This window comes from Phyllobacterium sp. CCNWLW109 (assembly GCF_037203905.1).
In the GTDB taxonomy this organism is placed as follows: Bacteria; Pseudomonadota; Alphaproteobacteria; order Rhizobiales; family Rhizobiaceae; genus Phyllobacterium; species Phyllobacterium ifriqiyense.
In genome coordinates, this window is sequence record NZ_JBBCBK010000002.1 from 66,627 (window position 1) to 92,430 (window position 25,804).

A 25,804-nucleotide genomic window follows, 5' to 3' on the forward strand; every position below is an offset into this window, starting at 1 on the left:
TTTCTTCCATGTAATAATAAAGGCGCGCCCCAGTGGCGCGCTTTTTTCTTGTTATAAATATCTATAGATGGACCCACTCATGGCCAACGGCGCTCTCCAGACACTGTTCCTTCCGTTCGAAGACGAGATACTGCCCGTGCCTGGTAAAGGCGCGTCATGGTTGTTTCTTGGCGCGGAAGCTGATCGCACTATTGCAGATGAGTGGAAGTCTATCTTGACCTGTCTTCAACCGTTCAAACCGGATTATCTCACCTTGCAGAAGGCAGGATTTAACGCTGTTCCAAGACTACAGGGCGATGAACAGTTTGATGGCGTTTTGATCTTGCTTGGCAAGCATCGTGGCCGCAACGAAGGCTGGTTGGCACAGGCATTGAATCAGGTCAAAGCAGGCGGGCGAATAGTTGTCTGCGGCAATAAAAAACTGGGTGTAGACAGTTTCCGCAAGACCGTAGAAAGCATTGCTCCGGTAGAAGACAGGCTGTCAAAAAACCATGCAGTGGTCTTCTGGTTCAACCGCTCTGTAGAGATAAATAAAGAGAAAGTTCAGTCACTTATACCGACGCCAACGCAAGTTGAAAGTCGTTTCAATACGGCGCCAGGCATGTTCTCACACACCGCTATCGACAATGGTTCAGCAATGCTGGTCAAGCATTTCGCAGGACGCATCAGCGGTCATGTAGCGGACTTTGGAGCGGGCTGGGGTTATCTTGCCAGTGAGGTGCTGAAATACCCCGAAAAGCTGAAATCGCTGGATCTGTATGAGGCCGATTTCGAAGCGCTGGAAGCTGCGAAAACCAATATTACGGGTGGCGCAATACCCGTTAAGTTCCACTGGCATGATGTAAATAGCGAAGCAATTACAGAGATTTACGACACGATCGTGATGAATCCGCCATTTCATGCCGGGCGAAGCGCCGATCCTACAATGGGGCAGGGATTTATCGCAGCGGCTGCAAAACGAATGAAGCCGGGTGGTCGGCTCCTACTCGTTGCCAACCGGCAAATGCCCTACGAGGCAGGACTGAAATCGTTGTTCAAGCACGTGACGCCCATTGAGGACAATTCCGGGTACAAAATCATTGAAGCGAAGAAGTAGCTCTACCGCACGCAACTAATTTTCGGCCTAGGGTAGAAAATTCTCGGTCATTTTCGATGGTTTTTCGGTAAAAATCTGCCGATTCTCTAAATTTTAGGTTCAAACCGGCAGATCAGTTCTCAATTATAGATACTGGCTGGAGATTATTCCTTGCCGTCATCGGATTTTTTCAGCTCTTCCAATGTAGGCATTGAAACAATGTTATAGCCGGAGTCCACATAGTGGATTTCGCCAGTCACGCCGCTTGATAGATCTGACAGGAGATAGAGGGCCGAACGGCCAACGTCGCCAATATCAACCGTGCGTCGCAAAGGTGCGTTGCGCTGCTGATAGGAGAACATGGCGCGGGCATCGCCAATGCCAGCACCTGCTAAAGTCCGCACAGGACCCGCAGAGATTGCATTGACGCGAATTCCTTCCGGACCATAATCAGCGGCCAGATAACGCACCATGGCTTCAAGAGCGGCCTTGGCGACACCCATGACATTGTAGTTCGGCATAACGCGGGTGGAGCCGCCATAGGTCAGCGTCAGGATAGAGCCGCCTTCCTTCATCAGCTTTGAAGCGCGCTGCGCAACCTCGGTAAAGGAATAGGCTGAAATAACCATTGTCCGCGAGAAGTTATCGCGCGTGGTTACATCCGCATAGCGGCCCTTCAATTGTGATTTGTCGGAAAAACCGATGGCATGCACGATAAAATCGATCGTACCCCATTCTTTTTCCAGGGTCTCGAAAACAGCATCGACTGTTGCAATGTCTTCGACATCACAGGGGAGCAGCAACTTGGAGCCAAGCTGTTCGGCCAAAGGTGCCACACGCTTGCCAAATGCATCACCCTGATAGGTGAAGGCAAGCTCAGCACCATTGTCGGCGAGTTCCTTGGCAATGCCCCAGGCAATGGAATGGCTGTTCGCGACTCCCATGATGAGACCGCGCTTGCCCTTCATCAGATCACCCATTTTGATTCCTCAACCCTCGTAGCGCTGGAAGACCAGCGACGCATTCGTGCCGCCAAATCCGAAGGAATTGGTCAGGACTGTGTTTAATTTTACATTGTCGATGCGCTTGCGCACGATTGGCATATCTTCAAATGCCGGATCGAGTTCTTCGATATTGGCGCTTTCCGCGATAAAATCATTGTTGAGCATCAGCAGCGAATAGATCGACTCATGCACGCCTGTCGCGCCCTGCGAATGGCCGGTCAAAGATTTGGTGGCAGAAATCGGCGGGCACTGATCGCCGGAGCCGAAAACTTCGCGGATCGCCTCAATTTCCTTCAGATCCCCAACAGGTGTAGAGGTCGCATGGGGATTGATATAATCGACCTTGCCCTTGACGTTGGCGATAGCCATACGCATGCAGCGTGCAGCGCCTTCGCCGCTCGGTGCAACCATATCGGCCCCGTCAGAGGTCACGCCATAGCCGACCAGTTCGCCGTAAATCTTGGCGCCGCGCGCTTTGGCATGTTCCAACTCTTCAAGAACGAGAACACCTGCGCCACCGGAAATGACAAAGCCATCGCGATTCTTATCATAGGCACGCGAGGCGACGGACGGCCGGTCATTGAATTTCGATGACATCGCGCCCATTCCGTCAAACAGCACGGAGAGCGTCCAATCGAGATCTTCGCAGCCACCAGCAAACATCATGTCCTGCTTGCCATATTGGATCATCTCATAGGCATTGCCGACGCAATGGTTGGAGGTCGCGCAAGCCGAAGAGATAGAATAATTCACGCCTTTGATCTTGAACCATGTAGCAAGCGTTGCCGACGCAGTTGAAGACATGGCCTTTGGCACAGCGAAGGGCCCGACTTTTTTGCTGGAGCCGGATTCAATGGTCTTCTCAGCGGCCTCAACAATTGTTCGTGTGGAGGAGCCGCCAGAGCCCATGATGATGCCGGTGCGCTCATTGGAGATATGGCTCTCGTCAAGGCCGGCATCAGCAATGGCCTGATCCATGGCTACATGGTTCCATGCCGTGCCGCCGCCGTGAAAACGCATGGCGCGCCGGTCAACCAGAGTAGACGGGTCGAGCGTTGGAGCGCCCTTGACTTGGCTGCGAAAACCATGGGCTGCATATTCTTCTGCGAAGACGATGCCCGATTTCGCTGTACGCAGGGATTCGAGAACCTCCTGCACATTATTGCCTATAGAGGACACAATACCCATGCCCGTCACAACCACTCGCCGCATTGCGATCTCCTTAAAGGTATTGCATCGGCTTACGCCGCGCTTTCCTTGAACAAGCCAACCCGCAGGTCGGTTGCCTTGTAGATAGTCTCGCCATCGACCTTTAGCCAGCCATCGGCAATGCCAAGGACCAGACGACCGCGCATTACACGCTTGAAATCAATGCCATATTCGACAAGTTTATTTTTTGGCGTAACCATTCCGGTGAATTTTACCTCGCCCGTGGATAGAGCGCGGCCTTTGCCAGGCTCGCCGAGCCAGCCGAGATAAAAGCCGGTCAATTGCCACATGGCATCGAGTCCGAGACAACCTGGCATGACCGGATCGCCAATGAAGTGGCAGGGAAAGAACCAGAGGTCAGGCTTGATATCGAATTCAGCGCGGATATAGCCCTTGCCGTTTTCACCGCCCGTTTCAGAAATCTCGGTAATGCGGTCGAACATCAGCATAGGTGGTGCTGGCAGTTGGGCATTGCCCTGACCGAACATCTCTCCACGGGCGCAAGCCAGGAGCTCTTCGTAGCCGTAGCTTGATTTCTGTTCTGGCATTCTTTCTCCCATCGGTAACTTCAAATCTTGCGCTTGGGGCACACGACATCCAGGCTGCAGGACCCTATCATAGAGTGTTTCCGCCTGAAAACGCTTCCTAGAGCAAACCACGCGCAAATGGAACCCTTGCTTTCACTGGAAACAGTGCGAAACTTATGTGACTGAATCCTTGGCAAAGCACATATTATCGGCGTATTTGCTGCCTATTGATCGATTTCGCAAGACGGCATATATGAATGGTGTAGCACGCTGAATAAAAATCTGTTGTGCGACTTTGGATATCAGTTAACGGAGTGGCACAAGCGCCATGCATATTTCTTATGAAATTGACGCCGACGTTCCCTTACAGGAGCGCCTGCGCTTTGCTGGTCTGAGGCCCACCCGTCAGCGTATTGCCCTTGCAAACCTTATTTTCTCCAAAGGCGACCGCCATCTTTCAGCCGAAGAGCTGCACGAAGAGGCGCTTGGCGCCGATGTGCCCGTTTCGCTGGCGACGGTCTACAATACACTGCATCAATTCACGCAAGCCGGAATGTTGCGTATTCTGGCGGTTGAAGGTGCAAAGACTTATTTCGATACCAATACCTCCGACCATCATCACTTTTTCGTTGAAGGTGAAAACGAGGTCATCGATATTCCAGATGGCTCCGCCATGGTAGGTCATCTGCCGCCTGTTCCTGAGGGCATGGAAATCGTCAACGTCGATATCGTCATTCGACTGCGCAAGAAGCGCGGCTGAAGCGCAGAACGGTCGAGCGTCCACGGGAAAGCTTGATACGCATCTTTCTGTAAAGCGGACGCTGTAAACATCGCCTTCCGCCTCTTAACTTCGCTTTCAATGATGCGCTTTCCTGCCTATGCCGGAACCGTAATCTTTTGTGATTGCATGGGCGCACGGGATATTTCTTCGATCATTTTGCCAAATTCACAGGCCGCATCAGTTTTATTGCCTTCGCTCCATGCAAGAACAAAAGCGGCGTCGGGCAGCGGCGGCAAGCCATATTGACCATCAACAATTCGCATGCCGGGCCTCACATCATCATCGGGCATGATGGTAATTGCCAGTCCCGAGAGAACAGCGGCGTGAAGGCCATGCTGGCTTGGCGAGGTGAAAACAATGTGCCAGCCCAAATTGGTCTCTTCAAGGGCAGTGGCGCAGGCACGCCGATGAAAACAGGGCGAAGGGGACAAGGCAAGCGGCAGCGATGCACCGGGAGCAAGCGTAAAATTGTCAGCTGCCACCCATACCTGCCGTGTTTTACGCAGGACGGAACCACAATCCGCGTCATTTTCCTTGCACAGCAGCACTGCCAAATCGAGTTGCCCGGCGGCAACCATCGCTGTCAAATCGAGATTGGGGCTGACATTCACATCAAGGGTAATGGAGGGATATGTGCGGCCGAACTGGCAAAGCAGATGCGCCAATTTATCACCCAGGAAATTTTCGATAACGCCGAACCGTACGATCCCTGTGACTGGCGACGGATTGAACCGCTGGGACAGACTGTCCAGCATCACAATAATCTGTTTGGCGCATTGCAAGAAATCGACGCCGCTCGGGGTCAAAGTTAAAGCGCGCGTTGTCCTGTAGAGCAGAGGCGTGCCGACCTGTTCCTCCAAACGTCTTATCTGATGACTGATCGCCGATTGGGTCAGGTGCAAACGTTGCGCTGCATGGGTGAAGCTGCCGGTATCGACGACGGCAATGAAAGCGCGCAAAAGCGGGGGATCAAAGTCGGGATTCATTTCATGACCAATGTTAATTAATACGCGAAATTATATCATTTCTATCATAAGACATCTCCCTTTACAACGATAGTCACGGGGCAGCTGCTGCTTGGCCCTCCGGCATCATTTAACCAGAGAGTATTTACCCATGATCAGTTCTACCTCGGCCAGAACACCGCTTGCTTTGGCAGCGGTCTGTTTGGCTTCGCTCATGTTCGGGCTGGAAATCTCCAGCGTCCCGGTCATCTTGTCAGTCCTGGAGCAGGTTTTGCACGGCAGTTTCAATGAGCTGCAATGGGTCATGACCGCCTATACGCTGGCTTGCACCTCGGTCCTGATGGCAGCAGGGACGCTTGCTGACCGGTTTGGCCGCAAGCGGGTCTTTTTGATCAGTATTGTAATGTTCGGTGTGACATCGCTGGTTTGTGGTTTGGCACAAAATATGGCTGTGCTGATTGCCGCCAGATTTCTGCAAGGGATCAGCGGCGGCATCATGCTGATCGGTCATATATCGGTTCTGTCGCATTTATTTTCCGACGCCAAACAGCGCGCCCGTGCCTTTGCTGTATGGGGCGTCATTTTTGGCATAGGCCTAGGATTCGGACCCATTATTGGCGGTATGATTCTGGCATTGCTGGATTGGAAATGGGTGTTTCTGGTTCACGCGGTTGTCGCAGCTGTAACCTTTGTACTTGCCTATGCGGGCGTGACGGAATCCTCGGATCAGGAAGCCAAGTCGCTCGACTTTTTTGGCATGGGAACCTACTCGGTTGCGGTTTTCTGCCTCGTATTTTTCATCACGCAGGGGCCTGTTACCGGGTTTGCCAGCACTCTTGCTCTGAGCGCGATCGGGCTGTCTCTAGCTGGTCTTTTCGCCTTTGTAATGATCGAGCGGCACCATCCCTATCCCATGTTTGATTTTTCGGTCTTCAAGGTGCGGAGTTTTTCCGGTGCAATGTTTGGCTCCATGGGCATGAATTTTTGTTTCTGGCCATTCATGATTTATCTGCCGCTCTATTTTCAAGCCGCGCTTGGCTATAGCAATGTGGCGACGGGACTTGCCGTCCTTGCCTATACGCTGCCAACCTTGATTGTCCCGCCTATTGCCGAAAAGCTGACCCTGCGATTCGGACCCGGTACTGTCATTCCGATGGGACTTTTCATCATCGGTCTTGGCTTTGTTTTCATGTGGTTGGGATCAGATATGGAAAATGCAAGCTGGCTAACCATGCTGCCCGGTGCGGTGCTCGCGGGAACAGGCTTGGGCCTGACCAATACGCCAGTCACCAACACTGCAACTGGAGCTGTGGCAAGCAACCGTGCCGGCATGGCGTCGGGGATTGATATGAGTGCGCGCCTGACTGCGCTTGCAATCAACATAGCGCTTATGGGCTTTATCCTTATCAGTGGTGTTTCGGCGCATTTGCAAAGCGTTGCGCAAGAGGCTCTGTCCGGAACGACGCTCTATTCGGCAGCAGAGCGCATCGCATCAGGAAACCTTGCGGCAATAGCAACCGAATTGCCGGGCCTTTCCGCCTCGGTCATTCGGTCTGCGCTTATCCATGGCTATGGCTGGGTGCTGCTTTACGGTGCAGTCTCGGTGTGGATTCTGGCGCTTTGCAGCTATTTGGTTTTCCGGCCAAAGCAATTGTCGGAAAAAATAGCCTCGGCCTAATCCTCGAATTTCTCGCCGGGATAGGCACCCCAAATCTCGTTCTGGCGCATCCAGCCGCTTGCGCCACCAAAAACCACACGGCAGTAATCACCATTGCAATTCTTCAATGTGCCAAGAACACCCGGCTGTACTTTCGCAACAACGGGTGTCTTGTCATCTGCCTTGGCAAAGACATTGAGCATGACCCCGTCCTTGTCCTTTTGCCAAGGTGCAGTCATGCCGGTCCGTTTGCCTGACAGCAATGATTGATACACCCAGCCCTCAGTGCCTTCCGAATCGCGTATCCGCCGCCAATTATCATATTCCTGGACAATTTCGACTGGCAGGCCGGATTTAAGAAACAGCCATGTCACCGCATAATCGCGTCCGGGGCCAACACGCAGATTGACGCGTCCGGGCTTGAGGCTGACGAAACGCGGCAGGGGTAACCCACTGGGGCCGATCTGCCCGGCGGCCTCGGCTTTGACAAGCGCGGGCAGGCTCAGCGGTGCTGCCGTAACGAGCGCTGCGGCAAGACTTGTGGAAACGGCGAAAAGGCGGAATTTCTTAATCGTCAACAATATTGGTCCTTCATCGTTCCGTTCAACCTGGTGATTTTCATCTGATCGCGGAACGATCCTTGTTTTTCTTTGTCTTCTATGTCTGGCCTTGGTAGACAGTTGTTCAGGCGTGACAAGTTTCGCGCCAGAGCGGCATAACAGCAATTGCAGTTTGCAATGGTTTGGTTAAAGAGCTCTCAATATTGCAGGCGAAAGGGAGGGGAATATCGGTGAGCAAAAAGCCTCTGGTCGTAATTACCCGCAAATTGCCGGACCCCATCGAAACGCGCATGCGCGAACTTTTCGAGGCACGGTTGAATGTTGATGATCGGCGGTTGACCAAGGCGGAGTTGATCGAGGCGGTTTCTCAGGCCAATGTTCTCGTGCCGACCGTAACCGACCGTATTGATGAAGAGGTCATCAAGGCGGCAGGTCCAAATCTCAAGCTGATCGCCAATTTCGGCAATGGCACCGACAATATTGATGTGGTAGCCGCGGCTGCACGCGGCATCACTGTAACCAATACTCCAAACGTTTTGACCGAAGACACTGCCGACATGACCATGGCACTGATGCTGGCAGTACCGCGTCGTCTCGTAGAGGGTGCGTCCATTCTGCTCGATGACGGAAAATGGGAGGGCTGGGGTCCAACCTGGATGCTTGGCCGCCGCATCTGGGGCAAACGTCTCGGCATTGTTGGCATGGGCCGCATCGGCACTGCCGTTGCCCGCCGCGCCAAGGCCTTTGGCCTTTCAATCCATTATCACAACCGTAAGCCGGTGAGCCCGAAGACCGAAGAAGAGCTGGAGGCGACCTATTGGGAAAGCCTCGACCAGATGCTGGCGCGGATGGACATCATCTCGGTCAATTGCCCGTCGACACCCGCGACATTCCATTTGCTCTCTGCCCGCCGCATTGCGCTGATGCAGCCAACTGCCTTTATCGTTAATACGGCACGCGGCCAGATCATTGATGAGCAGGCGCTGATCGACCAATTGGATCAGAGCAAATTGTCCGGCGCAGCGCTGGATGTGTTTGAACATGAGCCAGCCGTTAATTCCAAGCTGCGCAAGCTGGCAAAAGCCGGCAAGGTGGTCATCCTGCCGCATATGGGCTCCGCTACGCTGGAAGGCCGTATCGATATGGGCGAGAAGGTCATCATTAATATCCGCACCTTTATCGATGGGCACCGGCCGCCAGATCGCGTGCTGCCAAGGGACCGGTGAGAATTTATCGAGATTTGGCAAACCTGTTTTGCGTGGTTCGCCCTTCGACAAGCTCAGGATGAGCTCACCATGAGGAAGATTGGCTGATTGCAAGAGAAGCAGAACGCATAGAGCCAACAAGTTGGCTCCATCTGCTGCACCCCACCACATTCCTCATGGTGAGCTCATCCTGAGCTTGTCGAAGGGCGAACCACGCAAAACGCCAATGCTAGGATTTTAAATAACGCTGATCGAACCGTCAGCGCTGATACAAAGCTGACGCTCAACAAACCCTGCAAAGTCTCCGCGATCCAGCCGCAGGGCCATCGGCGTTGCATGGCCCATTTCTTGGGCGACGATGAGGCCAAGCAGCAAAATTGCGTCGGGCTCGTGCAGGACGATTGCGGCAGGCGCCAGACCCGCCGAGACCAGTTCCAGCAAAACGGCTGCTGCCGAAGATGAGCCAATCGTTCCCGGCAGGCAAAGCACTTTGCCGGTGATCGAAACACCATGCTGCGGATGGCGGACATCGGCGATCAAGCCTGTCTTGGGGTTAACCCCGCCCCAGAAGCTGATCGGCGCGGTCAGTACCAGTGCATCGGCACGCGTCGCTTGCCCCTGAACCAGAATTTCCGCCCTCATGCCGATGCACCAAAGACAGGATGCGCCAATACAGCGCTTTCCACGCACTCAGCCATGGAGCCGTAAATGACGCCATAGCCCGTATTGCCAGGTGCGTAATGCGCGAATTTGCCGGAATTGGTCATAAGCACCGCGCCTTCAATATCCGGCAGGATCGGCGTAACCACAACGCAGGTATCAGCGACAATGACCACGCCCGACGCCTCCAGCGACTGGCGGCGGCCATTGCTCTCTAATGCGGCAAGCGCGTGGCGTCCGGTGCAGGCGTAAAGCGGAATCTTGAGTTTGCGCCCGGCAATGAGGGTTTCAAGCCGGTCGAATTCACTAGCGGAAAGATGAGGGCTGCCAATGGCGACGGCATCAATGCGCTCCATATTACGCGCGGTGGAAAGACGCCGACGCGAATCCGCAATCATCTCGTTCGTTACATGGATGACCGCTTGCGGCGCTTGATGATGTAGCGCGGTCGCCAGATCCGGCGCTTCGGGTGTCACGCCTGCTACATGGAAAAGTCCGACAGCGCCCGCCGAAGCCGATGCAGCGCCGAAAGCTTTCAAGGCATCTTCTCCAGGATGGGCATGGACACCAGCCACAACGCCAATGGCATCGCCAATCTCGCGCCCAAACAGACTGCCAAGAATGGGCCATGCAACTTCCGAGCGCAAAAATGCCGGATCAATCGCATCGACGTCAAAAATGATTGTGGCACGGCGGTTTTCCGGTATGTGCAACCCATAATAGGGGGCAAAACCGGCAATGGCGCAGGCAATATCAAGAAAATCGCCATAGCGATTGGTGCGTGCGCCCAGTACTGAGTTGCAGAACACAACCGCATTGGATTCGCCCCATGCGACATCGCTGCCAAGCGCCGGACGATGACCGGCCTGATAGGGCGCGCAGGTCCAGCTTGGCTCGCAGCCAAGCACGCGATAGGCGTCCATCATTCGCCGCGCCATATCGCGCTCATGGGCTGGCAAGCGATTTTTAGAACAGCCGGTAAGATCAAGCGAGCCGACATTCAGCGTGGCGCGCACGGCAACCTTGGCGCCGCCCTCAACCAGCTTTTCTGCGAAAAGCGTGCCGCTATCGCCATGGTAAAGCGCGCCATCAATATGCGCGGAGGCAATCGGGATCAGCGATGGCGCACCCATTAGCCGCGCTGTCGCAGCAACGATACGCATGGCCATGGCGGAACCTTCGCCGCGCGAACCGCTGGCGATTGCGCGCTGTTCCTCGGAAAGTTCAAGCGCCATCGGCTTTTCTGGCCCGGTATTTGATTGTTTCAAAGCGAGAGGTCAGCGCATCGTAAAGCAGGAGCTTGCCGATCAGCGGCTCGCCTATGCCGGTGACAAGCTTGATGACCTCGGTTGCCTGCAAGGTGCCGATGACGCCGGGAAGGACGCCAAGCACCCCCGCTTCGGCGCAGGCAGGAACAAGCCCGGGTGGCGGCGGGTTTGGAAAAAGATCGCGGTAGGAGGGATTTGAACCCCCGTCGCTGTTGGTGGCATAGGGAATGAGTGTTGTCAGCGATCCGTCAAACCGCCCCAGCGCTGCCGAAACCAGCGGGCGCTTTTGAGCAAGGCAAGTATCGGCCAGCAGATAGCGCGTATCGAAATTATCTGAGCCATCGACAACAATATCGTAGCGGCAAACGAGATCGGCGGCATTGTCGGGCGCAAGGCGCATATCATGCACCTCGGCGATGACATGCGGATTAATCGCTGCGATTGCTCGCGCCGCGCTTTCTCCCTTGGGGGAGCCGACCAGCTCGGTCGAATGGATGATCTGCCTTTGCAGATTTGACAGGGAAACACGGTCATCATCGACAATGCCGAGTGTGCCAATGCCCGCCGCAGCCAGATATTGCAGCACAGGCGCACCAAGCCCACCCGCGCCCACCACGAGCACGCGGGCGCGCTTCAGCTTTTGCTGACCAGGGCCGCCAATTTCACCAAGAATGATATGGCGGGCATAGCGTTCAACTTCAGAAGAGGAAAGGGCAGTATTCGGCTGATCGATCATGCTGCTACTCTAGGGGATGATGAACCTGAAACCAATGCGCCGAATTATCCCTCCCTCAAGGAAAACACCACCACCTCTTCGTCATCCTCGGGCTTGACCCGAGGATCCAATTTTCTACCATCTGTCTTTGGACCCTCGGATCAAGCCCGAGGGTGACGGAGAGGTGGTCTGGATGGAATGTCACGGAGATGCCCGCGGTATTATTGCGATCATCCCACCTTTCTTACGGTGAACCCCCTGAGCTTGTTGAAGGGCGAACCACGCAATACTTATGTGCAGCTCTCGTGCTACGCCAAAAACTTCAGCCCGCCGATACCGGCAACAATCAACCCGATACAGACAAGCCGCACCACAGTAGCAGGCTCGCCGAAAATATACATGCCAAGCAGCGCGGTGCCCACTGTGCCAATGCCGGTCCACACCGCATAGGCGCTACCAACTGGCAGATCGCGTAGGGCAAGACCAAGAAGCACGACGCTGATAATCATGCTGCCAGCGGTGAGAATTGAAGGCGTAAACTTGGTAAAGCCATCGGTATATTTGAGCCCGATGGCCCAGCCGATTTCGAAAAGTCCTGCGGTTATGAGAATAATCCAGGCCATGACGACCATCCTTTTGAACTGTCGGGCCGTCCCGGATTTGTCTGAAGCGCATTATCGCGTGAAGGTCGTCCTTCACAGATTGATTTAAGGTCGGACGGCGAATTAGGCAAGCCAGCGACGCGATGAGTATTTTTGGTGTTTAACATCAAGGGGAGTGAAAGAGCAGAACAGTCCTTCCCACAAACGGTTTGAAACTATATTCTCCAACTCAGTCGCGAGGGTTTCTCGCCGCAAAAGCAAGGCAAGAGCCGGGGGAGAACGGATGCCATGCCCGAAACGCGCCGCAAGCTGACCACGATCTTTTCCGCAGATGTGCAGGATTATACGCGCATGATGCGCGCTGACGAAGAAGGCACGCTTGACACGCTCAAGCTTTACAGGGAAGCGATGAGCAGGCTGATTGAGGCACATTACGGCCGGGTCATCAACACTTGGGGCGATGGGTTGATCGCGGAGTTTTCCAGCGTCGTGGAGGCGGTGCGCGCTGCCCTCGATGTGCAAACGGAACTTGCCGGTTATAATGCCGACCGTCCGGATGAAACCCGCATGCTGTTTCGTATCGGCATCAATCTTGGCGATGTGATTGCAGAAGGCGACGATATTTACGGGGACGGCGTGAATGTTGCTGCGCGCTTGCAGGCATCGGCTTCTGCTGGCGGCATCGTTATATCCAATACGGTCTATGATCAGGTTCGCAACAAACTGGCGGTCGGATTTGAATGCCTCGGGCAACTTCAGGTCAAGAATATTGAAGGTGGCGTTCTCAGCTATGCGGTGCGGATTGGTGAAGACACAAAGCAGGCGCAGCCTGTTACTCCTGCAGTAAATGACGGGTACAGAGCTGATTTGACCAGAACAGGCGCGACGGCCGCAGCATCTAAAAGCACAAGCCTGGCTTTGCTTGCGATCATTGCCATCGGACTGGTCGGCATCAATTTTCTCTCATGGGACGGCACCTTTTGGTCGCGCTGGCCGCTTCTTGTGTTGGCAGCAATATGGGGGCTGCGCTGGGCTAAAGCGGCGGAGCGCATTGATCGCTTTATTGCCGCTCTTGTGGTCATCGGACTGACAATAGCGGGCATCAACATGATTTCCTGGGAAGGGAGATTCTGGGCGGCATGGCCATTACTCGCCATAGCAGTTATTGGAGGTATTCGTTGGGTCATGCGCTATCGCCGCAGTGCTGGCGGTTGATTACCGGCTTGCACCGGGAGCGAAGAAGGACTTCAGACTGAATTTTCTCCCCATCAACCACTTGGTAACCAAGTTTCTTCATTCTCTGTTTTCATCAGTACCTGCCATGGGCGCATGTTTTGCCCTCGGCCTCAATCCTGCCTTGTAAGCAGTGATTTTGCGGGGCGCTGATATGTATTGAGTAAGAGTTCGGGAAGCTTGTATCATGGCGTTTGCAGTCAAGACGGTCGGGGGCGCCAAGCCTGAAGCCAAAAAGGGCCGTCAGCCGGCGCGCGGCTTCCTTTCCGCGGCTATTCTTGCCGGTTTCGGGGTCGTTGGATCACTGGGCACGGTTGCCGCTGTCGTCAGCCTGCAGCGCGCCTTTATCCCCCACGTTTCGGCAAGTGCCGGTGGCCAGGCTTTCAGCCCATTCTCCGGGCATGCCATGCAACATGTTGCCTATGATGCCAATCCAAGCGCACCAAAGTTCCCGCGTGTGCCGGAGTTGAACCGGACTGGCTGGCAGGTCAGTGACATGGATGAAGGCTCCGTTATCGGGAAGAACGGCGAAGTCATTGTCATTACCCCGCCCAAGCCGAAAGTGGTGGTGGCAGCAAAGCCGCCGCTTGAGGCAGATGCGTTCGATGCGCGGGCTGCAGGGCTTGATACAATGCAGGTTTCGTCAATCTATACGCCTGTCCGATCCTATAGTTCTCTGGACGCGCCTGCTCCTGCCGAAATCGTCGCCTTGCAGGAGCCCGGCCCAGCCCTTGGCACGTCGCCGCAAGAACCATTCAGCCTTGTTCTGGCGGAGACTGACGTCGAGACGGAAGTTCCATTGCCCGGCATGAAGCCAAAGCGGCTTGCGGATGCGGCAAAGCGCGACGCGCAAGTCATGGCTTACGCGCCGCAGGAAAACAACATTCAGGATATGGCGCCGAGCTACAAGCCCGCTCCTGTTATTACGGCTCGCGCCCGAACGGCGATCTACAGTATCGAGCAGAAGACGGTCTATATGCCGAGTGGAGAGCGTCTTGAAGCACATTCGGGTCTGGGGCCAATGCTAGACGACCCACGCTTCGTGCATAAGAAAATGCGCGGTGCGACGCCGCCACATACCTATAAGCTGACCATGCGGGAAGCCCTATTCCATGGAGTGGAAGCAATCCGGCTCAACCCGGTCGACCCGAGCAAGATTTTCGGGCGCGATGGCTTGCTGGCTCACACTTACATGCTGGGCAAGCGCGGCGATTCCAATGGTTGCCTTGTGTTCAAGGACTACAAGCGCTTCCTTGCCGCTTTCAAACGTGGCGAAATTACACAACTGGTCGTGGTCGCCCGTTTGCCTGGCGGATCCACAAGTGTTGCGTCACGGTAAAGCCGTTGGTCTTGCGCAATTCCTGACGCAAAACCGCTGACGCTCTCGCTGCAATTGCTCCAAATGTTTTGCAAACTCAGTAATTTTGCATGGATGTTGTGCGTGCTTCGACAAGCTCAGCCTGAGGAAAGAAGTGGATTGCAATGTCTACTTGCGACGTCTCAGACTAGGCTCCCTGCCAGTCTCTACATTCCTCATGCTGAGCTTGTCGAAGCACGCACTAGCCATTTACTGGTCAAACGCAAGATACTCCAGGCGGTATGACCGCCTACCAGCTTACTTTAAGGCCAATATTGCCTTCGAAGACCTCACGTTTGTCGCCATCAATATCAAACGTATAGTCAGCCACAGCGAAGGCGCTGACCGATTTGTTGAAACTGTGAACGATACCACCGCCAAGTTCCAGCGAGGTGTTTTCACCTTCCGTGACAATATCATCGCCGCCAAACTTCACGCTGTCCTTGGTTTTGAACGAATGCCAGAGATTGGCCTTCACATAAGGTTGGAACAGACCGGATGATGTCTGATAATTGCCTTGCAGCCTTGCGCCGACACGGCCTGTCCAGCCATCATCGGCATCGAAGGCGATATCAGAAAACTCATCCTCCTGATCGTCCAGGGAGATATGCTGCCAGATGATCTGCGCCTGCGGCTCCAAAACCCAATTATCACTGAGCTTGAACGGATAACCACCCTCCAGCGATGCCGTTACGCCATTGCCTTCCACGTCAACGCCAACGCCCCGATCAGAACGGGCGGTGCCGCTAAACCAGCTTCCCATGACAACGGCATCGACATACCAGTTTGTGGGGCCGATATGGGTCCAATAAGTACCGGCGCTGTGGGTGTCCGTATCCATCTTGCCGGTCTTCAGATTGTTCCAACCAAGTGCTTGTCCCCGAATATCGGCATCAAGCGAAGCAAATCCGTAGAATAGCCCGGCTGTATCCTTGTGGCCGCTCTCGCTCTCATAGCGCAGAATGTCGAGTCCTGCCTGTACGCCCCAGAGCGTACCATCGATGGTCGGGGAAACGGTGCCGCCCCAACCCTGTTCAACGTCTTCGCCAAAGACACGGGCCCATGCGGCTGAACCGATCTCGCCCGGAGCAAGAATTTCCTGAGCGCCGCGCCGCTCGTGGAATGTGCTGAGCGTTGCAAAGGCTGTCTGCCGCAGTGCTGGAATTGCTGCCGAATAGGTTGGCACTTCGATGCGGTATAGAGACACAATATCGCCAAGGACGCGGGTTGCACCAGGCGTCGGCGGGGCTGAACCAGCCCCGGGCACCGGCGCAGGATTTCCGGGTATAGGCGGTGCGGATGGCGGCGGCGTTGGCGCTGCCGCTTCCGCCGGTGGTGGAGGCGCGACCGGTGCTATGTCTCCCGGCTGCACAGGCGGCGAGGGATCGACCGGATTCGGGTCGTCCGGATTTACCGGCAAAGGTGGCGCTGGCTCTTGCTGTGGTGGCGGCGGTGGCGGAGATACTTCCGGCGGTTGCGGCTCGACGACCGGGCCAGGATCAACTGGCGAGGGTGCCGGAGCCGGGGCAGGTGGCTCAGGGGAGCTTACCAGCGTGGAGCGCAGATACCAGTTTTGTTCGCTGCCGTCGCTGATGCCGCCCTTGAAGAGGTAATATTCATAGGCACCTGCCGCGACAGCATTGTTGAGCGCAAATGTATTGCTGGTGGTCGTTGCACCATTGACGGTTTCTACCAGAAGAATGCCGTCTTGCGTCGTGCTGGCGCCGGTGCCGCCATTATTGATAACGCTGATGCCAGTCGTACCGGAAGCAACGCCGCCGTCAATGATGAGCTTATCGGAAGCTGAACTGTCATCGCCAAGCACAGTGTCTAGAAACAGCAGCCCACCATTACCGGTATAATTACCGGCAATGCGGAAGCTGTCACTTGTGCCGGTGCCATTGGTCAGATCAATGCGGCCTGCATTGGCTACATTGACGAACTGGCCAGCCACGAAGGATGCAACGGCTGAGTTTGCGTCGCCGCCAAATATAGTGCTGGTTGAATCAACCGAGAGGTTGCCCGTCTGCGTACCCGCATCGCCCAGTGTCAAGGCGCCGTTGAAAGTAAGCTCGGTGTCATTGGTCGCAGCGATGTTTTCCCAATTTTGAAACCGCGAAACATTGTCTGCAGCGACATTGCTGAAGGTCAATGCGTCGCTGCCTGCGCCGCCCGTAACCTGTGTCGTCGCGCCAATATTTGCAGCGGTCAGATTGGTGAGTGTGGCAACGTCATTGTCGCCGCCCAGATCAATCGCTCCATAGATAATACCGCCACTGTCCCAGTTGAATGTGTCAGTGCCGAAACTGAGAAGGATGCTACCGCCGACGCTGCCGCCTGTAACCGTAACGCTGTCAGTGCCGCCGCTCACGCTGATATTGCCGCCGATCGTTCCGTTGGACAGGATGATCGTGTCGTTGCCGAAGCCAGTAACAAGATTGCGGTCAATGACACCGCCGGACATATCGAACAGATTGTCATCGAGCTTCATGTTGACGCGCCCGATGCGACCGCCAGTCATGATTGCCCGGTCGCCGTCATCAAAGGCATCGATGATATGTCCGCCCGACATGAAGAAGGTATCGAGATTGTCACCCTGGTTGAGGGAGCCGACAGAGCCGCCAGTCATACTGAAATTGTCTATGCCGCTGCCCTGCTGGACATTGCCGGTAATTGTACCGGAGCCAATTGTCACATTGTCGGCGCCTGCGCCAAAAACAATGCTTCCATTGACCGCGCCGCTGCCACCCGCAGGCATGGTAAGCGTATTGTTGCCGGTATTATCGGTAAGGCCGGTGCTGACGCCGCTATCGCAGACATAGGTGCTGTCGCCAGCTGTCGGCGTAAGATCGCAGGCTGCTTGCGCAACGCCGGAGAATGCGAGAAGCCCAAATGTTGATGTAGTTGAGGCAAGAAGGATGCCGGTTAGTATCGTCCTGTGGAATCCATTGCACAAGACAGGTTTGCCGCGCAGAAAATCCAGAACCATCTACTTCCCCCCAAGTGCGATGTAGTGAACTCGATGCGGAAGTTAGGTAATACTTTAGGTGTAGACAAGCCATTTTATTGAAGAATTGTAGATTAACTTAATAAAACCGGCAGAGGTGCGAACATCTCTGCCGGTTTCTTTGTGATGCTGGCAGTTAAACAGCTGTTTTGAGCTGTACCTGCGGCTTGGGGCCGTATCTGAGGCAGAAGGCAAAGGCGGCGACGAATGCAAGCACGCCAGCGCCTACCGAAACATAGAAACCGCGGCTTGCGCCATATTCGTCAATTACCCAGCCTGAAAGGGAAGAGCCTAGCGCCATGCCGATCATGACGCCCGTCATTGCCCATGTGATGCCTTCGGTCAGTTTCGCCGCTGGAACGATACGCTCGATCAGGCCCATGGAGATGATAATGGTTGGGGATACCGCAGCGCCTGCCAGAAAAAGAGCAATAGAGAGGCCGCCAATGCCCTCGACGATGAGCAGGGGCAGCGTCGTCAGCATGGCAAGGCCGATTGCCAGCAGGAACTGTTTTGCCAAAGGCATCTGGAGCTTTAGAGCACCAAAGACGAGGCCAACAATGAGCGAACCTGCGGCGTAGCTCGCAAGCGCAATACCGGCGGCGGCCTTCTGGCCCTGCCCTTCGGCAAAGGCGATGGCGGTGACTTCGGCCGTACCGAACAGCGCTCCGATAGCTGCCAGTGTGACAGCGATAATTTGCAGCGATGGCAGGCGGATTACCGAGGCGTTGTCTGTGCGGTCCTGCGGATGGATGGCGGGTTCAGTGGATTTCTGTGCAACGAACAGTGCACTCCCGACAGCGAGAAGCAAAGTTGCGGCAAGAGGCCCAGCTTGCGGGAAAAGAGCAACACTGAAGCCGATGGCGATGATCGGGCCAACCATATAGATCACCTCGTCAACGACCGACTCAAAGGCAAAGGCTGTGCGCAACTTTGGTGTATCGCGATAAATTTCCGTCCAGCGTGCACGAACGAGTGCCGTCATGCTGGGCATGAAGCCGGCGAGCATGGCGAACAGGAACAATGTCCAGTCGGGGGTGCGATAGTGAGCGGCCAGCATAAGTCCGGCGAGCGCAGCGATTGTGATAAGGGACGAAATCGGCAGAACGCGGCTTTGACCGAAACGGTCCATAAGACGCGATACCTGCGGCGCAATGAGCGCATTGGACAATGCGAATGTCGCGGAGACTGCGCCGGCAAGCCAATAGGTGCCGTGAGTCTGCGATAGCATGGTGACAATGCCGAGCGTTACCATGCCGAGTGGCAGGCGGGCGATGAACCCGGATGCCGAGAAAGCGACGCTTCCCGGCGCAGCGAAAATTTCTTTATATGGATTTGCCATGAAAGACATCCTTTGTTGAACAGCCGCCATTTACATACGCGACGTATATAAATGAAATAGTTGCATACGCCGCGTATGTCAACTAATATACGTTGCGTATGTGAAAGGAAATTTGATGGCCCATAAGCCGCGCAGTGAAATGATCGTCGAAACCCGGGCAAAACTATTGGCTTCTGCCCGGCACGCCTTTGGTACAGTGGGCTATGCGGACGCATCAATGGACGATTTCACCTCTTCGGCGGGGCTTACCCGCGGGGCGCTCTATCACCATTTTGGAGACAAAAAGGGATTGCTCGAAGCTGTTATCAAACAGATCGATGCGGAGATGAATGACCGCTTAATCAAGGTCAATGAGAAAGCAACCAACCGCTGGCAGGGCTATGTCGATGAGTGCGTGGCCTATGTCGAAATGGCGATCGAGCCGGAAATACAGCGTATTGTATTGTTGGATGGGCCTGCCGTTCTGGGCGACCCGGCAAACTGGCCAACAACAAATAGCTGTATTCGCTCCATGACCGACAGCCTGACGCAACTTCGTGATGAAGGGGCGATAAGGGATGTCGAGCCGGAAGCAATGGCCCGCATTCTCAATGGAGCGCTAACCCACGCTTCGCTTTGGGTTGCGAATTCCACAGAGCCGGAAGCCACGTTGCGCAAGGCAGTCAAGGCCATCCGGCAGTTGCTGGATGGATTATTGCCAAAACCCTCAACGCTCGACAAACACTCTTAAGCGTTCCAAAGCATCATCCCATTGCCGGGATACGCCATCAAGGTAAGCACGAATATCTTTGATCGGCTCCGGCCGAAACGCAAAATGGCTCTCCCGGCCCACCTTGGTGCTGATCACCAATCCAGCGTCCTCAAGAACCTTGAGATGCTTGGTGACAGCCTGACGGGTAATCTGCGCATCCGAAGAAAGGCCGGCAATTGAACGAGTTTGGCCGTCGCTGAGCTTGGTCAGCAGCGACAGGCGGGTTCGATCACCCAAGGCCGCAAATAAAGGTGCGGGATCGGGAAGATGGCTATCGTTCAACATAGGTCTTGATATTCATTATCTGTTCATCCCAACCGCCATCATTTGAGCGGAGAGCTTCGTCGCGGCGATGGGCGGGCAGGGCGCCAAATCCGGACTCGGTGACGGTCAACCGCGTTCCCTTACCCGAAGGCTGCAAGCGAAACTCGACCAAGGTCGGTGTCTCATCTGAATAATCCACATCGGGATCAATTGCGTGGGGGTGCCACGTAAAACTGAACAGACGAGGCGCGTCCATAGCTTTCACCGTCGCGTGCCACTTCACATGTTCATAGCCCGGATAGGTAATATGGCCAGTGGAAACCTTACCGGGAACAAAGGGCCCATCAAGCTTGACACGAAACCATTCGCCAAATGCGAGATGATCGGTGAGCGCGCGCCAAACCTTTTCGACAGGCGCATTCAGTTCAATGTTCTTTTCAATGCGGTCAGACATTATGCAACCTCCTGGTTGCTTTTAATCTGGCAGATCAAGAAAAGAAATGCAACCAAAAAGTTGCGGTTCTGGTTTGAATAGGCAGATGGGAATTTTCCTGATTAATATGTCTTTAGAGATCGACAGGAAGAACTATGACGAAATTCTATAATGGCAACACGGTTGAATGGAATTGGGGCAATGGTACCGGCAGCGGTAAAATTGTTCATACGTTCACGAGCAAGGTGACGCGGAAAATAAAAGGCGCGGAGGTAACACGCAAAGCTTCCAAGGAAGATCCTGCCTATCTGATCGAACAGGAAAATGGCGACAAGGTTCTCAAAAGCGGGTCGGAACTGAAGCCTGCTGAGTAACAGACAAGGCTCTAAATTGATATGGCAAGGCAACAAACCGAAAATTGGTTTCAAGCTGAACCAAATGACCCTTAGCGCGTTGCCCTTTCACGATAAAAGGGAGAAAACCATGAGCAAGAACATTTCCTATCTGGCAGAGAAGATGCGTGACATCGATATTTGCATGCTGATGACCCATGCCAAAAACGGGGCAATTGCAGGACGCCCCATGAGCAATAATCGTGATGTCGAATATGATGGGGATTCCTACTTTTTCACTTGGGATGACTCTCACATGGTTTCAGATATCCAGGGAAATCCCAAGGTGGCTCTGACTTTTCAAGGTGAAAAGGCTTTTTCCATTTCTCTCGAAGGGAAAGCCGAGATCATCAAAGACAAGAAGAAATTTGAGGAACATTGGACACCGGATCTCGATGATTGGTTCAAGGACGGTGTCGATACAAAAGGAATGGCGATGATAAGGGTTAGCGCTGAGCGCGCTCATTATTGGGATGGCATGGAAGAGGGCGAAATAAAAATCTGATGCTTCCAACAAAAGGCGCTGCCGTAAGCAGCGCCTTTTGTTGTGCCATTATCGATCAATCAAGGCGGTGTCACGATCATCCAGGTGAAGACATAGGCCTGTAGCATGACGAGGATGCCAACGAGACAGGCCAGCACAATCGAGTGCTTGAAGACGAAGCGCAGGATTGTTCCTTCATGCCCGTACCAATTGGTCGCCGTGGAGGCGACAACAATGGATTGAGCGTCGATCATCTTGCCCATGACGCCGCCGGATGAATTGGCTGCACCCATGAGAATTGGTGATAGGCCAAGTTGCTCGGAGGTAATTTTCTGCAGATTGCCGAACAGAACATTGGATGCGGTATCGGAGCCTGTGAGCGCCACCCCGAGCCAACCAAGCAACGTGCCGAAGAACGGGTAGAGAACGCCGGTTGTCGCAAAAGCCAGCCCGAGGGTAGCATCTATGCCGGACAGCCGTGTGAGCGTGCCGATTGCCAGCATGGCGGAAATGGTAATGAGTGAATAGGAGCAGAGCTTGAGTGTGCGTCCATAGCTGCGGACAAGCTCGCCCGGCGTATAGCCCATGAGAAAGCCGGAAATGATCGCCGCAATCAACATGCCCGAACCCGTATAAGAGAGCCATGTGAAGGCGAATACGGCTTTTTCCGGTGTCGGCGTTGCGGCAATGGGCGCGACCTTCATGATCTGCTCATTAAGACCGGGTACGGGATAGCTCCAGGTGGCCCACGGGTTGACCATGCCTTTGAACCAGTCAGTGCCCCACACCAAAAGCACGGCGCAGACAATGATCCATGGTGTCAAGGAAGCCCAGACTTCCGCTCTCGTCGGCTCTTTCTTTGTCTGTTTGACCGGCGGTACCTGGCTGGCGGAATCATCGCGGATACGCAAGGCTGTCGATGTCCAGATGACCTTTGGCTGCCAGATGCGCAGGAAACCGATGAGACAGGCCATCGAAATCAACGAAGCGCCAATATCAACGATCCATGGATTAACATAGTTGGAAATCAGGAATTGCGGGATGGCGAAGGACAGGCCGGTGACCAGAATGGCGGGCCAGACTTCCTTCATACCCTTGTAGCCCGCAAAGGCCCACACCACCCAGAATGGAATAATCACCGAAAAGAATGGCAATTGCCGCCCGACCATCGCACCGAGCAAAAATGGATCGATCCCCGTCACGCTCGAAAGACCGGCTATCGGGGTACCAAGAGCGCCATAGGCAACAGGAGCGGTATTGGCGATCAACGATAGACCGGATGCTGCGAGCGGCGAGAAACCTAGGCCGATGAGAATGGCCGCCGTGACAGCGACCGGCGTGCCGAAGCCGGATGCGCCTTCAAAAAAGGCCCCGAACGAAAAGGCGATAAGCAGGATTTGCAGGCGCCTGTCGCGCGTCACGCCGCCAATCGTGTTCTGCAAGGTCTCGAAGACACCTTTCTCAACCGTTAGCCGGTAGAGAAAAATGACATTGAGAACGATCCAGCCGATCGGGAAAAAGCCCGTGATGACCCCCAAAAGCGAAGCGCGCAGGGACAGATCAGCAGGCATGGTGAAAATATAGATCGCAACCAGATTGGCAGCGATAAGCGCAATAATCGCGGCCAGATGCACTTTGACCTTGTTTGACGCTATCAGCGCAAGCAGAATGACGACAGGTATAGCTGCGGCAAGCGTCGACAGAACAGCATTGTTGAAGGGATTGTAAACCTGATTCCACATAATGAATGCTCTCCCATCATTAATATATGTGTCAGATTCGCTTAGTAGTTACGTGATCAGGAGATATTGCAAGCGCAACTTGTAAGTCATGGGATGTAGAGGGCATTAATCCACTTGATATTGCACCATGGGCTGCAAATGATGTGGTGTAACGCTATTTAGACGCCAGTTACCTCGCCATGCGACACATCGAAAAACTGCGCGCGTCCTTCAAGGCTTTTAAACAGTGCCTGGTCCGTGCCAGTCATGAAAGCCTGACCGCCCAGCTCTTCGATAATGTCAAAGAGCGCCGCCCGGCGCCCTTCGTCCAGATGGGCCGCAATTTCATCAAGCAGCAGGATCGGAGCCATCCCTGCAAGTTCGCCAGTGAGGCGAGCATGGGAAAGGATCAATCCTATCAGCAGTGCTTTTTGTTCACCGGTAGAGCAAAGTTCCGCAGGCATGGATTTGGGCCGATGCCGCACGAGCAGGTCGGACCGATGCGGCCCGTCAAGCGTGCGCCCCGCTGCCCGGTCACGCGAGCGGCCATCATGCAGCGCGCGGCGGAATGTTTCTTCCACATCCGTCGCGGACTCTATGCCAATGCGCTGTTCCAGCTCGCCCTCAAGCAGGCAGTCAGCCTTGGGGAAGGGGGTGTCGTCAGGCATTCGCTCTATCATGCCATTGATGAGGCGCATCAATTCCGCACGCGCCGCAGCAATAGCGATGCCAAGTTCCGCCATGGGCGTCTCGATCGCATCAAGCCATGAAGCGTTGGCACGCTCCTCTGTAAGCAGGCGGTTACGGCTTCGCATCGACTTTTCATAGTCTAGAACACGCTTGCCGTGGGCCGGATCGATGGCAAGGACCATGCGATCCAGAAAACGCCGCCTGTCACCGGCAGGGCCGGTAAACAACCCATCCATGGCGGGGACGAGCCAGAGAATGCGTGAATAGTCGAGAAGATCGTCTGCGCTGGTGGCCGTTACGCCATTAACGCGGACGCGGCGGGCCGTATCGCCTGGTGCATTTCCGGCCAAGCCTGTTCCAACATCGACCGTACCTTCGGCTGTGTCGATAGACGCATGAATGGCAAAGCCGTCAGTTGCACTATTGCGGGTAACATCAGTGTAGGTCGCGCGGCGCAGACCCCGACCTGGAGACAGAAACGAAACAGCTTCAAGCAAATTGGTCTTGCCTGCACCATTTTCACCCGTCAACACCACGTGCGAAGGCGCCAGCCGTAAGGACAGGCTTTCATAATTGCGGAAATTGCTGAGCTTCAGCCTGCTGATCGAAACGCGGGCTGGCTTGCCCGCGTCCATAGGAGGATCATCGGCCATGAGACTGCAAGGTGCAGCTAGACCCGCATCGGCATGAGCACATAAAGCGCATTCTCATCGCCCGTATCACGCACCAATGTTGGTGAGCCGGCATCGGCAAGCATGAAGATCGCTTCGGAGCCCGTCAGCTGGGCCGTGATATCGAGGAGATATTTGGCATTAAAACCAATCTCGATAGCATCTGAATCATAGTCTGCCGCCAGCTCGTCAGTGGCACTGCCAGAGTCCGGATTATTAACCGTAAGCGTAACCTGACCTTCGGCGATCGTCAGTTTGACGGCGCGACCGCGTTCGCTCGAAATTGTCGAAACGCGGTCAACGGCGGCGGCGAAGCTCTGCCTGTCAATTGTGAGCTTCTTGTCGTTGCCTGATGGAATAACGCGCTGATAATCCGGGAATGTGCCATCGATCAGCTTGGATGTAAGAACAACGGAGCCGATCGTGAAGCGAATTTTGGTTTCCGATAATTCAACCGTCACCACAACATCGGGGTCGTCGACGAGTTTTTGCAATTCAGCCACGGTCTTGCGCGGAATGATGATGCCGGGCATGCCCTCACTACCGGCGGGAGCCTCAAGCTCGGCCCGGGCAAGACGGTGCCCGTCCGTTGCAACGGCGCGGAGCTTCAGTGTGCCGTCGCTTTCAATGGTATGGAAATAGATGCCATTGAGATAATAGCGGGTTTCTTCGGTGGATATTGCAAACTGCGTACGGTCGATCAAGCCTTTGATGGCGCTCGACGGCAGCCGGAATGTATGGGTGAAGGTACCGGCTGTAAGCTCAGGGAAATCCGATTGCGGCAGGCACTGGAGACGAAAGCTTGAGCGACCGGACGTCACGGCCATGGAATTGCCATCCGCATTGGTTGCGAGCATGACTTCCGCACCATCGGGCAATTTGCGGACAATATCGTAAAGCAGATGTGCCGGAACGGTGGTGGCGCCCGCCTGCTCGATCTGTGCCGCAGTCGCTTCGGTCACTTCAAGGTCAAGATCAGTTGCTTTCAGAGCCAGGCTGGCCCCGTCGGCATGGAGAAGAACGTTCGACAGGATCGGAATAGTGTTGCGCCGTTCGACCACGCGGTGGACATGGTTGAGCGACTTCAAAAGGTTGGAACGTTCAAGAGTTACACGCATGATAAACCGGTCTCACTGACTTTTGCCAAACAAGTGTCTGGTGGTGGGGAGGCATTCCCCTTAGGTCAAGCAAATTGGCAGAAAACAGACGTAAAAAGCAAGCCTGCGGGGAG

25 protein-coding genes are annotated in these 25,804 nt (G+C 54.7%); 9 read left to right on the plus strand and 16 right to left on the minus strand.

Annotated features, from left to right (window positions below; all coding sequences use genetic code 11):
- The first annotated feature begins 79 nt into the window (after positions 1–79).
- A complete protein-coding gene (locus tag V9K92_RS05615; protein ID WP_337353529.1) occupies positions 80–1,096 on the plus strand; it encodes a class I SAM-dependent methyltransferase in 1,017 nt (338 codons plus the stop codon).
- Between the two features lie 143 nt (positions 1,097–1,239).
- Here V9K92_RS05615 and fabI read toward each other — a convergent pair whose 3' ends face one another.
- Genes fabI through fabA form a run of 3 tightly spaced genes read right to left on the minus strand, consistent with a single transcriptional unit; the run spans position 1,240 to position 3,836 of the window.
- Positions 1,240–2,055, minus strand: coding sequence for an enoyl-ACP reductase FabI (gene fabI, locus V9K92_RS05620; protein WP_337353530.1), 816 nt, complete (start codon positions 2,053–2,055; stop codon positions 1,240–1,242).
- A gap of 9 nt (positions 2,056–2,064) precedes the next feature.
- Positions 2,065–3,291 carry a beta-ketoacyl-ACP synthase I gene (gene fabB / locus V9K92_RS05625; protein ID WP_115051413.1) on the minus strand — a complete coding sequence of 409 codons (1,227 nt, stop codon included), beginning with the start codon at positions 3,289–3,291 and terminating at the stop codon, positions 2,065–2,067.
- Positions 3,292–3,320: 29 nt separating this feature from the next.
- Positions 3,321–3,836 (minus strand): 3-hydroxyacyl-[acyl-carrier-protein] dehydratase FabA, encoded by a 516-nt coding sequence (fabA, locus tag V9K92_RS05630; RefSeq protein WP_008122449.1) that lies wholly within the window; start codon positions 3,834–3,836, stop codon positions 3,321–3,323.
- 307 nt (positions 3,837–4,143) lie between these two features.
- Between fabA and irrA the strand changes: the two genes are divergently transcribed.
- The gene (gene irrA / locus V9K92_RS05635; protein ID WP_115051412.1) at positions 4,144–4,575 is read left to right on the plus strand and encodes an iron response transcriptional regulator IrrA; all 432 of its coding nucleotides are present in this window, start codon (positions 4,144–4,146) and stop codon (positions 4,573–4,575) included.
- A 116-nt stretch (positions 4,576–4,691) separates the two neighbouring features.
- On the opposite strand, the gene V9K92_RS05640 is transcribed toward irrA, so the two are convergent.
- Positions 4,692–5,582 (minus strand): LysR family transcriptional regulator, encoded by an 891-nt coding sequence (locus V9K92_RS05640; RefSeq protein ID WP_337353531.1) that lies wholly within the window; start codon positions 5,580–5,582, stop codon positions 4,692–4,694.
- Between the two features lie 130 nt (positions 5,583–5,712).
- Here V9K92_RS05640 and V9K92_RS05645 point away from each other — a divergent pair, with 130 nt between their 5' ends.
- Positions 5,713–7,239: an MFS transporter gene (locus V9K92_RS05645; RefSeq protein WP_337353532.1), complete on the plus strand. Its 1,527-nt coding sequence runs from the start codon at positions 5,713–5,715 to the stop codon at positions 7,237–7,239.
- Here the strand turns inward: V9K92_RS05645 and V9K92_RS05650 are convergent.
- A complete protein-coding gene (locus V9K92_RS05650; RefSeq protein WP_440807192.1) occupies positions 7,236–7,796 on the minus strand; it encodes an SH3 domain-containing protein in 561 nt (186 codons plus the stop codon). The genes V9K92_RS05645 and V9K92_RS05650 overlap by 4 nt on opposite strands.
- A gap of 206 nt (positions 7,797–8,002) precedes the next feature.
- Between V9K92_RS05650 and V9K92_RS05655 the strand changes: the two genes are divergently transcribed.
- Positions 8,003–9,004, plus strand: coding sequence for a 2-hydroxyacid dehydrogenase (locus V9K92_RS05655; RefSeq protein WP_337353926.1), 1,002 nt, complete (start codon positions 8,003–8,005; stop codon positions 9,002–9,004).
- A gap of 216 nt (positions 9,005–9,220) precedes the next feature.
- Here V9K92_RS05655 and V9K92_RS05660 read toward each other — a convergent pair whose 3' ends face one another.
- From V9K92_RS05660 to sugE, 4 genes are all read right to left on the minus strand, one after another.
- Complete coding sequence (locus V9K92_RS05660) at positions 9,221–9,625, minus strand: aconitase X swivel domain-containing protein (RefSeq protein ID WP_337353533.1); 405 nt, start codon at positions 9,623–9,625, stop codon at positions 9,221–9,223.
- On the minus strand, positions 9,622–10,878 hold the full coding sequence (locus V9K92_RS05665) for an aconitase X catalytic domain-containing protein (protein ID WP_337353534.1): 1,257 nt from the start codon (positions 10,876–10,878) through the stop codon (positions 9,622–9,624). Before V9K92_RS05665 ends, V9K92_RS05660 begins: the two co-directional genes overlap by 4 nt.
- Complete coding sequence (gene moeB, locus V9K92_RS05670; protein WP_337353535.1) at positions 10,868–11,647, minus strand: molybdopterin-synthase adenylyltransferase MoeB; 780 nt, start codon at positions 11,645–11,647, stop codon at positions 10,868–10,870. Before moeB ends, V9K92_RS05665 begins: the two co-directional genes overlap by 11 nt.
- A gap of 287 nt (positions 11,648–11,934) precedes the next feature.
- A complete protein-coding gene (gene sugE, locus V9K92_RS05675; protein WP_307282400.1) occupies positions 11,935–12,249 on the minus strand; it encodes a quaternary ammonium compound efflux SMR transporter SugE in 315 nt (104 codons plus the stop codon).
- A 267-nt stretch (positions 12,250–12,516) separates the two neighbouring features.
- Here sugE and V9K92_RS05680 point away from each other — a divergent pair, with 267 nt between their 5' ends.
- Complete coding sequence (locus V9K92_RS05680) at positions 12,517–13,443, plus strand: adenylate/guanylate cyclase domain-containing protein (protein WP_337353536.1); 927 nt, start codon at positions 12,517–12,519, stop codon at positions 13,441–13,443.
- Positions 13,444–13,648: 205 nt separating this feature from the next.
- Positions 13,649–14,800, plus strand: a complete 1,152-nt coding sequence (locus V9K92_RS05685) for a DUF2778 domain-containing protein (RefSeq protein WP_337353537.1) — start codon at positions 13,649–13,651, stop codon at positions 14,798–14,800.
- A gap of 268 nt (positions 14,801–15,068) precedes the next feature.
- Here V9K92_RS05685 and V9K92_RS05690 read toward each other — a convergent pair whose 3' ends face one another.
- Together V9K92_RS05690 and V9K92_RS05695 are read right to left on the minus strand one after the other, a co-directional pair.
- Positions 15,069–17,807 carry an autotransporter family protein gene (locus V9K92_RS05690; protein ID WP_337353538.1) on the minus strand — a complete coding sequence of 913 codons (2,739 nt, stop codon included), beginning with the start codon at positions 17,805–17,807 and terminating at the stop codon, positions 15,069–15,071.
- A gap of 154 nt (positions 17,808–17,961) precedes the next feature.
- Positions 17,962–19,167, minus strand: a complete 1,206-nt coding sequence (locus V9K92_RS05695; protein ID WP_337353539.1) for an MFS transporter — start codon at positions 19,165–19,167, stop codon at positions 17,962–17,964.
- Positions 19,168–19,282: 115 nt separating this feature from the next.
- Between V9K92_RS05695 and V9K92_RS05700 the strand changes: the two genes are divergently transcribed.
- A complete protein-coding gene (locus V9K92_RS05700) occupies positions 19,283–19,897 on the plus strand; it encodes a TetR/AcrR family transcriptional regulator (protein WP_337353540.1) in 615 nt (204 codons plus the stop codon).
- Here the strand turns inward: V9K92_RS05700 and V9K92_RS05705 are convergent.
- Together V9K92_RS05705 and V9K92_RS05710 are read right to left on the minus strand one after the other, a co-directional pair.
- The gene (locus V9K92_RS05705) at positions 19,874–20,203 is read right to left on the minus strand and encodes an ArsR/SmtB family transcription factor (RefSeq protein WP_307282411.1); all 330 of its coding nucleotides are present in this window, start codon (positions 20,201–20,203) and stop codon (positions 19,874–19,876) included. The two genes, V9K92_RS05700 and V9K92_RS05705, sit on opposite strands and share 24 nt — an antisense overlap.
- Positions 20,190–20,636: an SRPBCC family protein gene (locus V9K92_RS05710; protein ID WP_337353541.1), complete on the minus strand. Its 447-nt coding sequence runs from the start codon at positions 20,634–20,636 to the stop codon at positions 20,190–20,192. The genes V9K92_RS05705 and V9K92_RS05710 overlap by 14 nt, the downstream gene beginning before the upstream one ends.
- A gap of 134 nt (positions 20,637–20,770) precedes the next feature.
- Between V9K92_RS05710 and V9K92_RS05715 the strand changes: the two genes are divergently transcribed.
- Both V9K92_RS05715 and V9K92_RS05720 read left to right on the plus strand, forming a co-directional pair.
- Positions 20,771–20,989: a DUF2945 domain-containing protein gene (locus tag V9K92_RS05715; protein WP_307282415.1), complete on the plus strand. Its 219-nt coding sequence runs from the start codon at positions 20,771–20,773 to the stop codon at positions 20,987–20,989.
- A 109-nt stretch (positions 20,990–21,098) separates the two neighbouring features.
- Positions 21,099–21,512, plus strand: coding sequence for a pyridoxamine 5'-phosphate oxidase family protein (locus V9K92_RS05720; RefSeq protein ID WP_307282417.1), 414 nt, complete (start codon positions 21,099–21,101; stop codon positions 21,510–21,512).
- 59 nt (positions 21,513–21,571) lie between these two features.
- Here the strand turns inward: V9K92_RS05720 and V9K92_RS05725 are convergent, their stop codons facing one another.
- The 3 genes from V9K92_RS05725 to dnaN all read right to left on the minus strand — a co-directional run bounded on the left by V9K92_RS05725 (position 21,572) and on the right by dnaN (position 25,691).
- A complete protein-coding gene (locus tag V9K92_RS05725; protein ID WP_115051398.1) occupies positions 21,572–23,233 on the minus strand; it encodes a lactate permease LctP family transporter in 1,662 nt (553 codons plus the stop codon).
- A 158-nt stretch (positions 23,234–23,391) separates the two neighbouring features.
- Positions 23,392–24,555 carry a DNA replication/repair protein RecF gene (gene recF / locus V9K92_RS05730; RefSeq protein WP_336440669.1) on the minus strand — a complete coding sequence of 388 codons (1,164 nt, stop codon included), beginning with the start codon at positions 24,553–24,555 and terminating at the stop codon, positions 23,392–23,394.
- 17 nt (positions 24,556–24,572) lie between these two features.
- Positions 24,573–25,691: a DNA polymerase III subunit beta gene (dnaN, locus tag V9K92_RS05735; RefSeq protein ID WP_115051396.1), complete on the minus strand. Its 1,119-nt coding sequence runs from the start codon at positions 25,689–25,691 to the stop codon at positions 24,573–24,575.
- Positions 25,692–25,804: the final 113 nt, after the last annotated feature.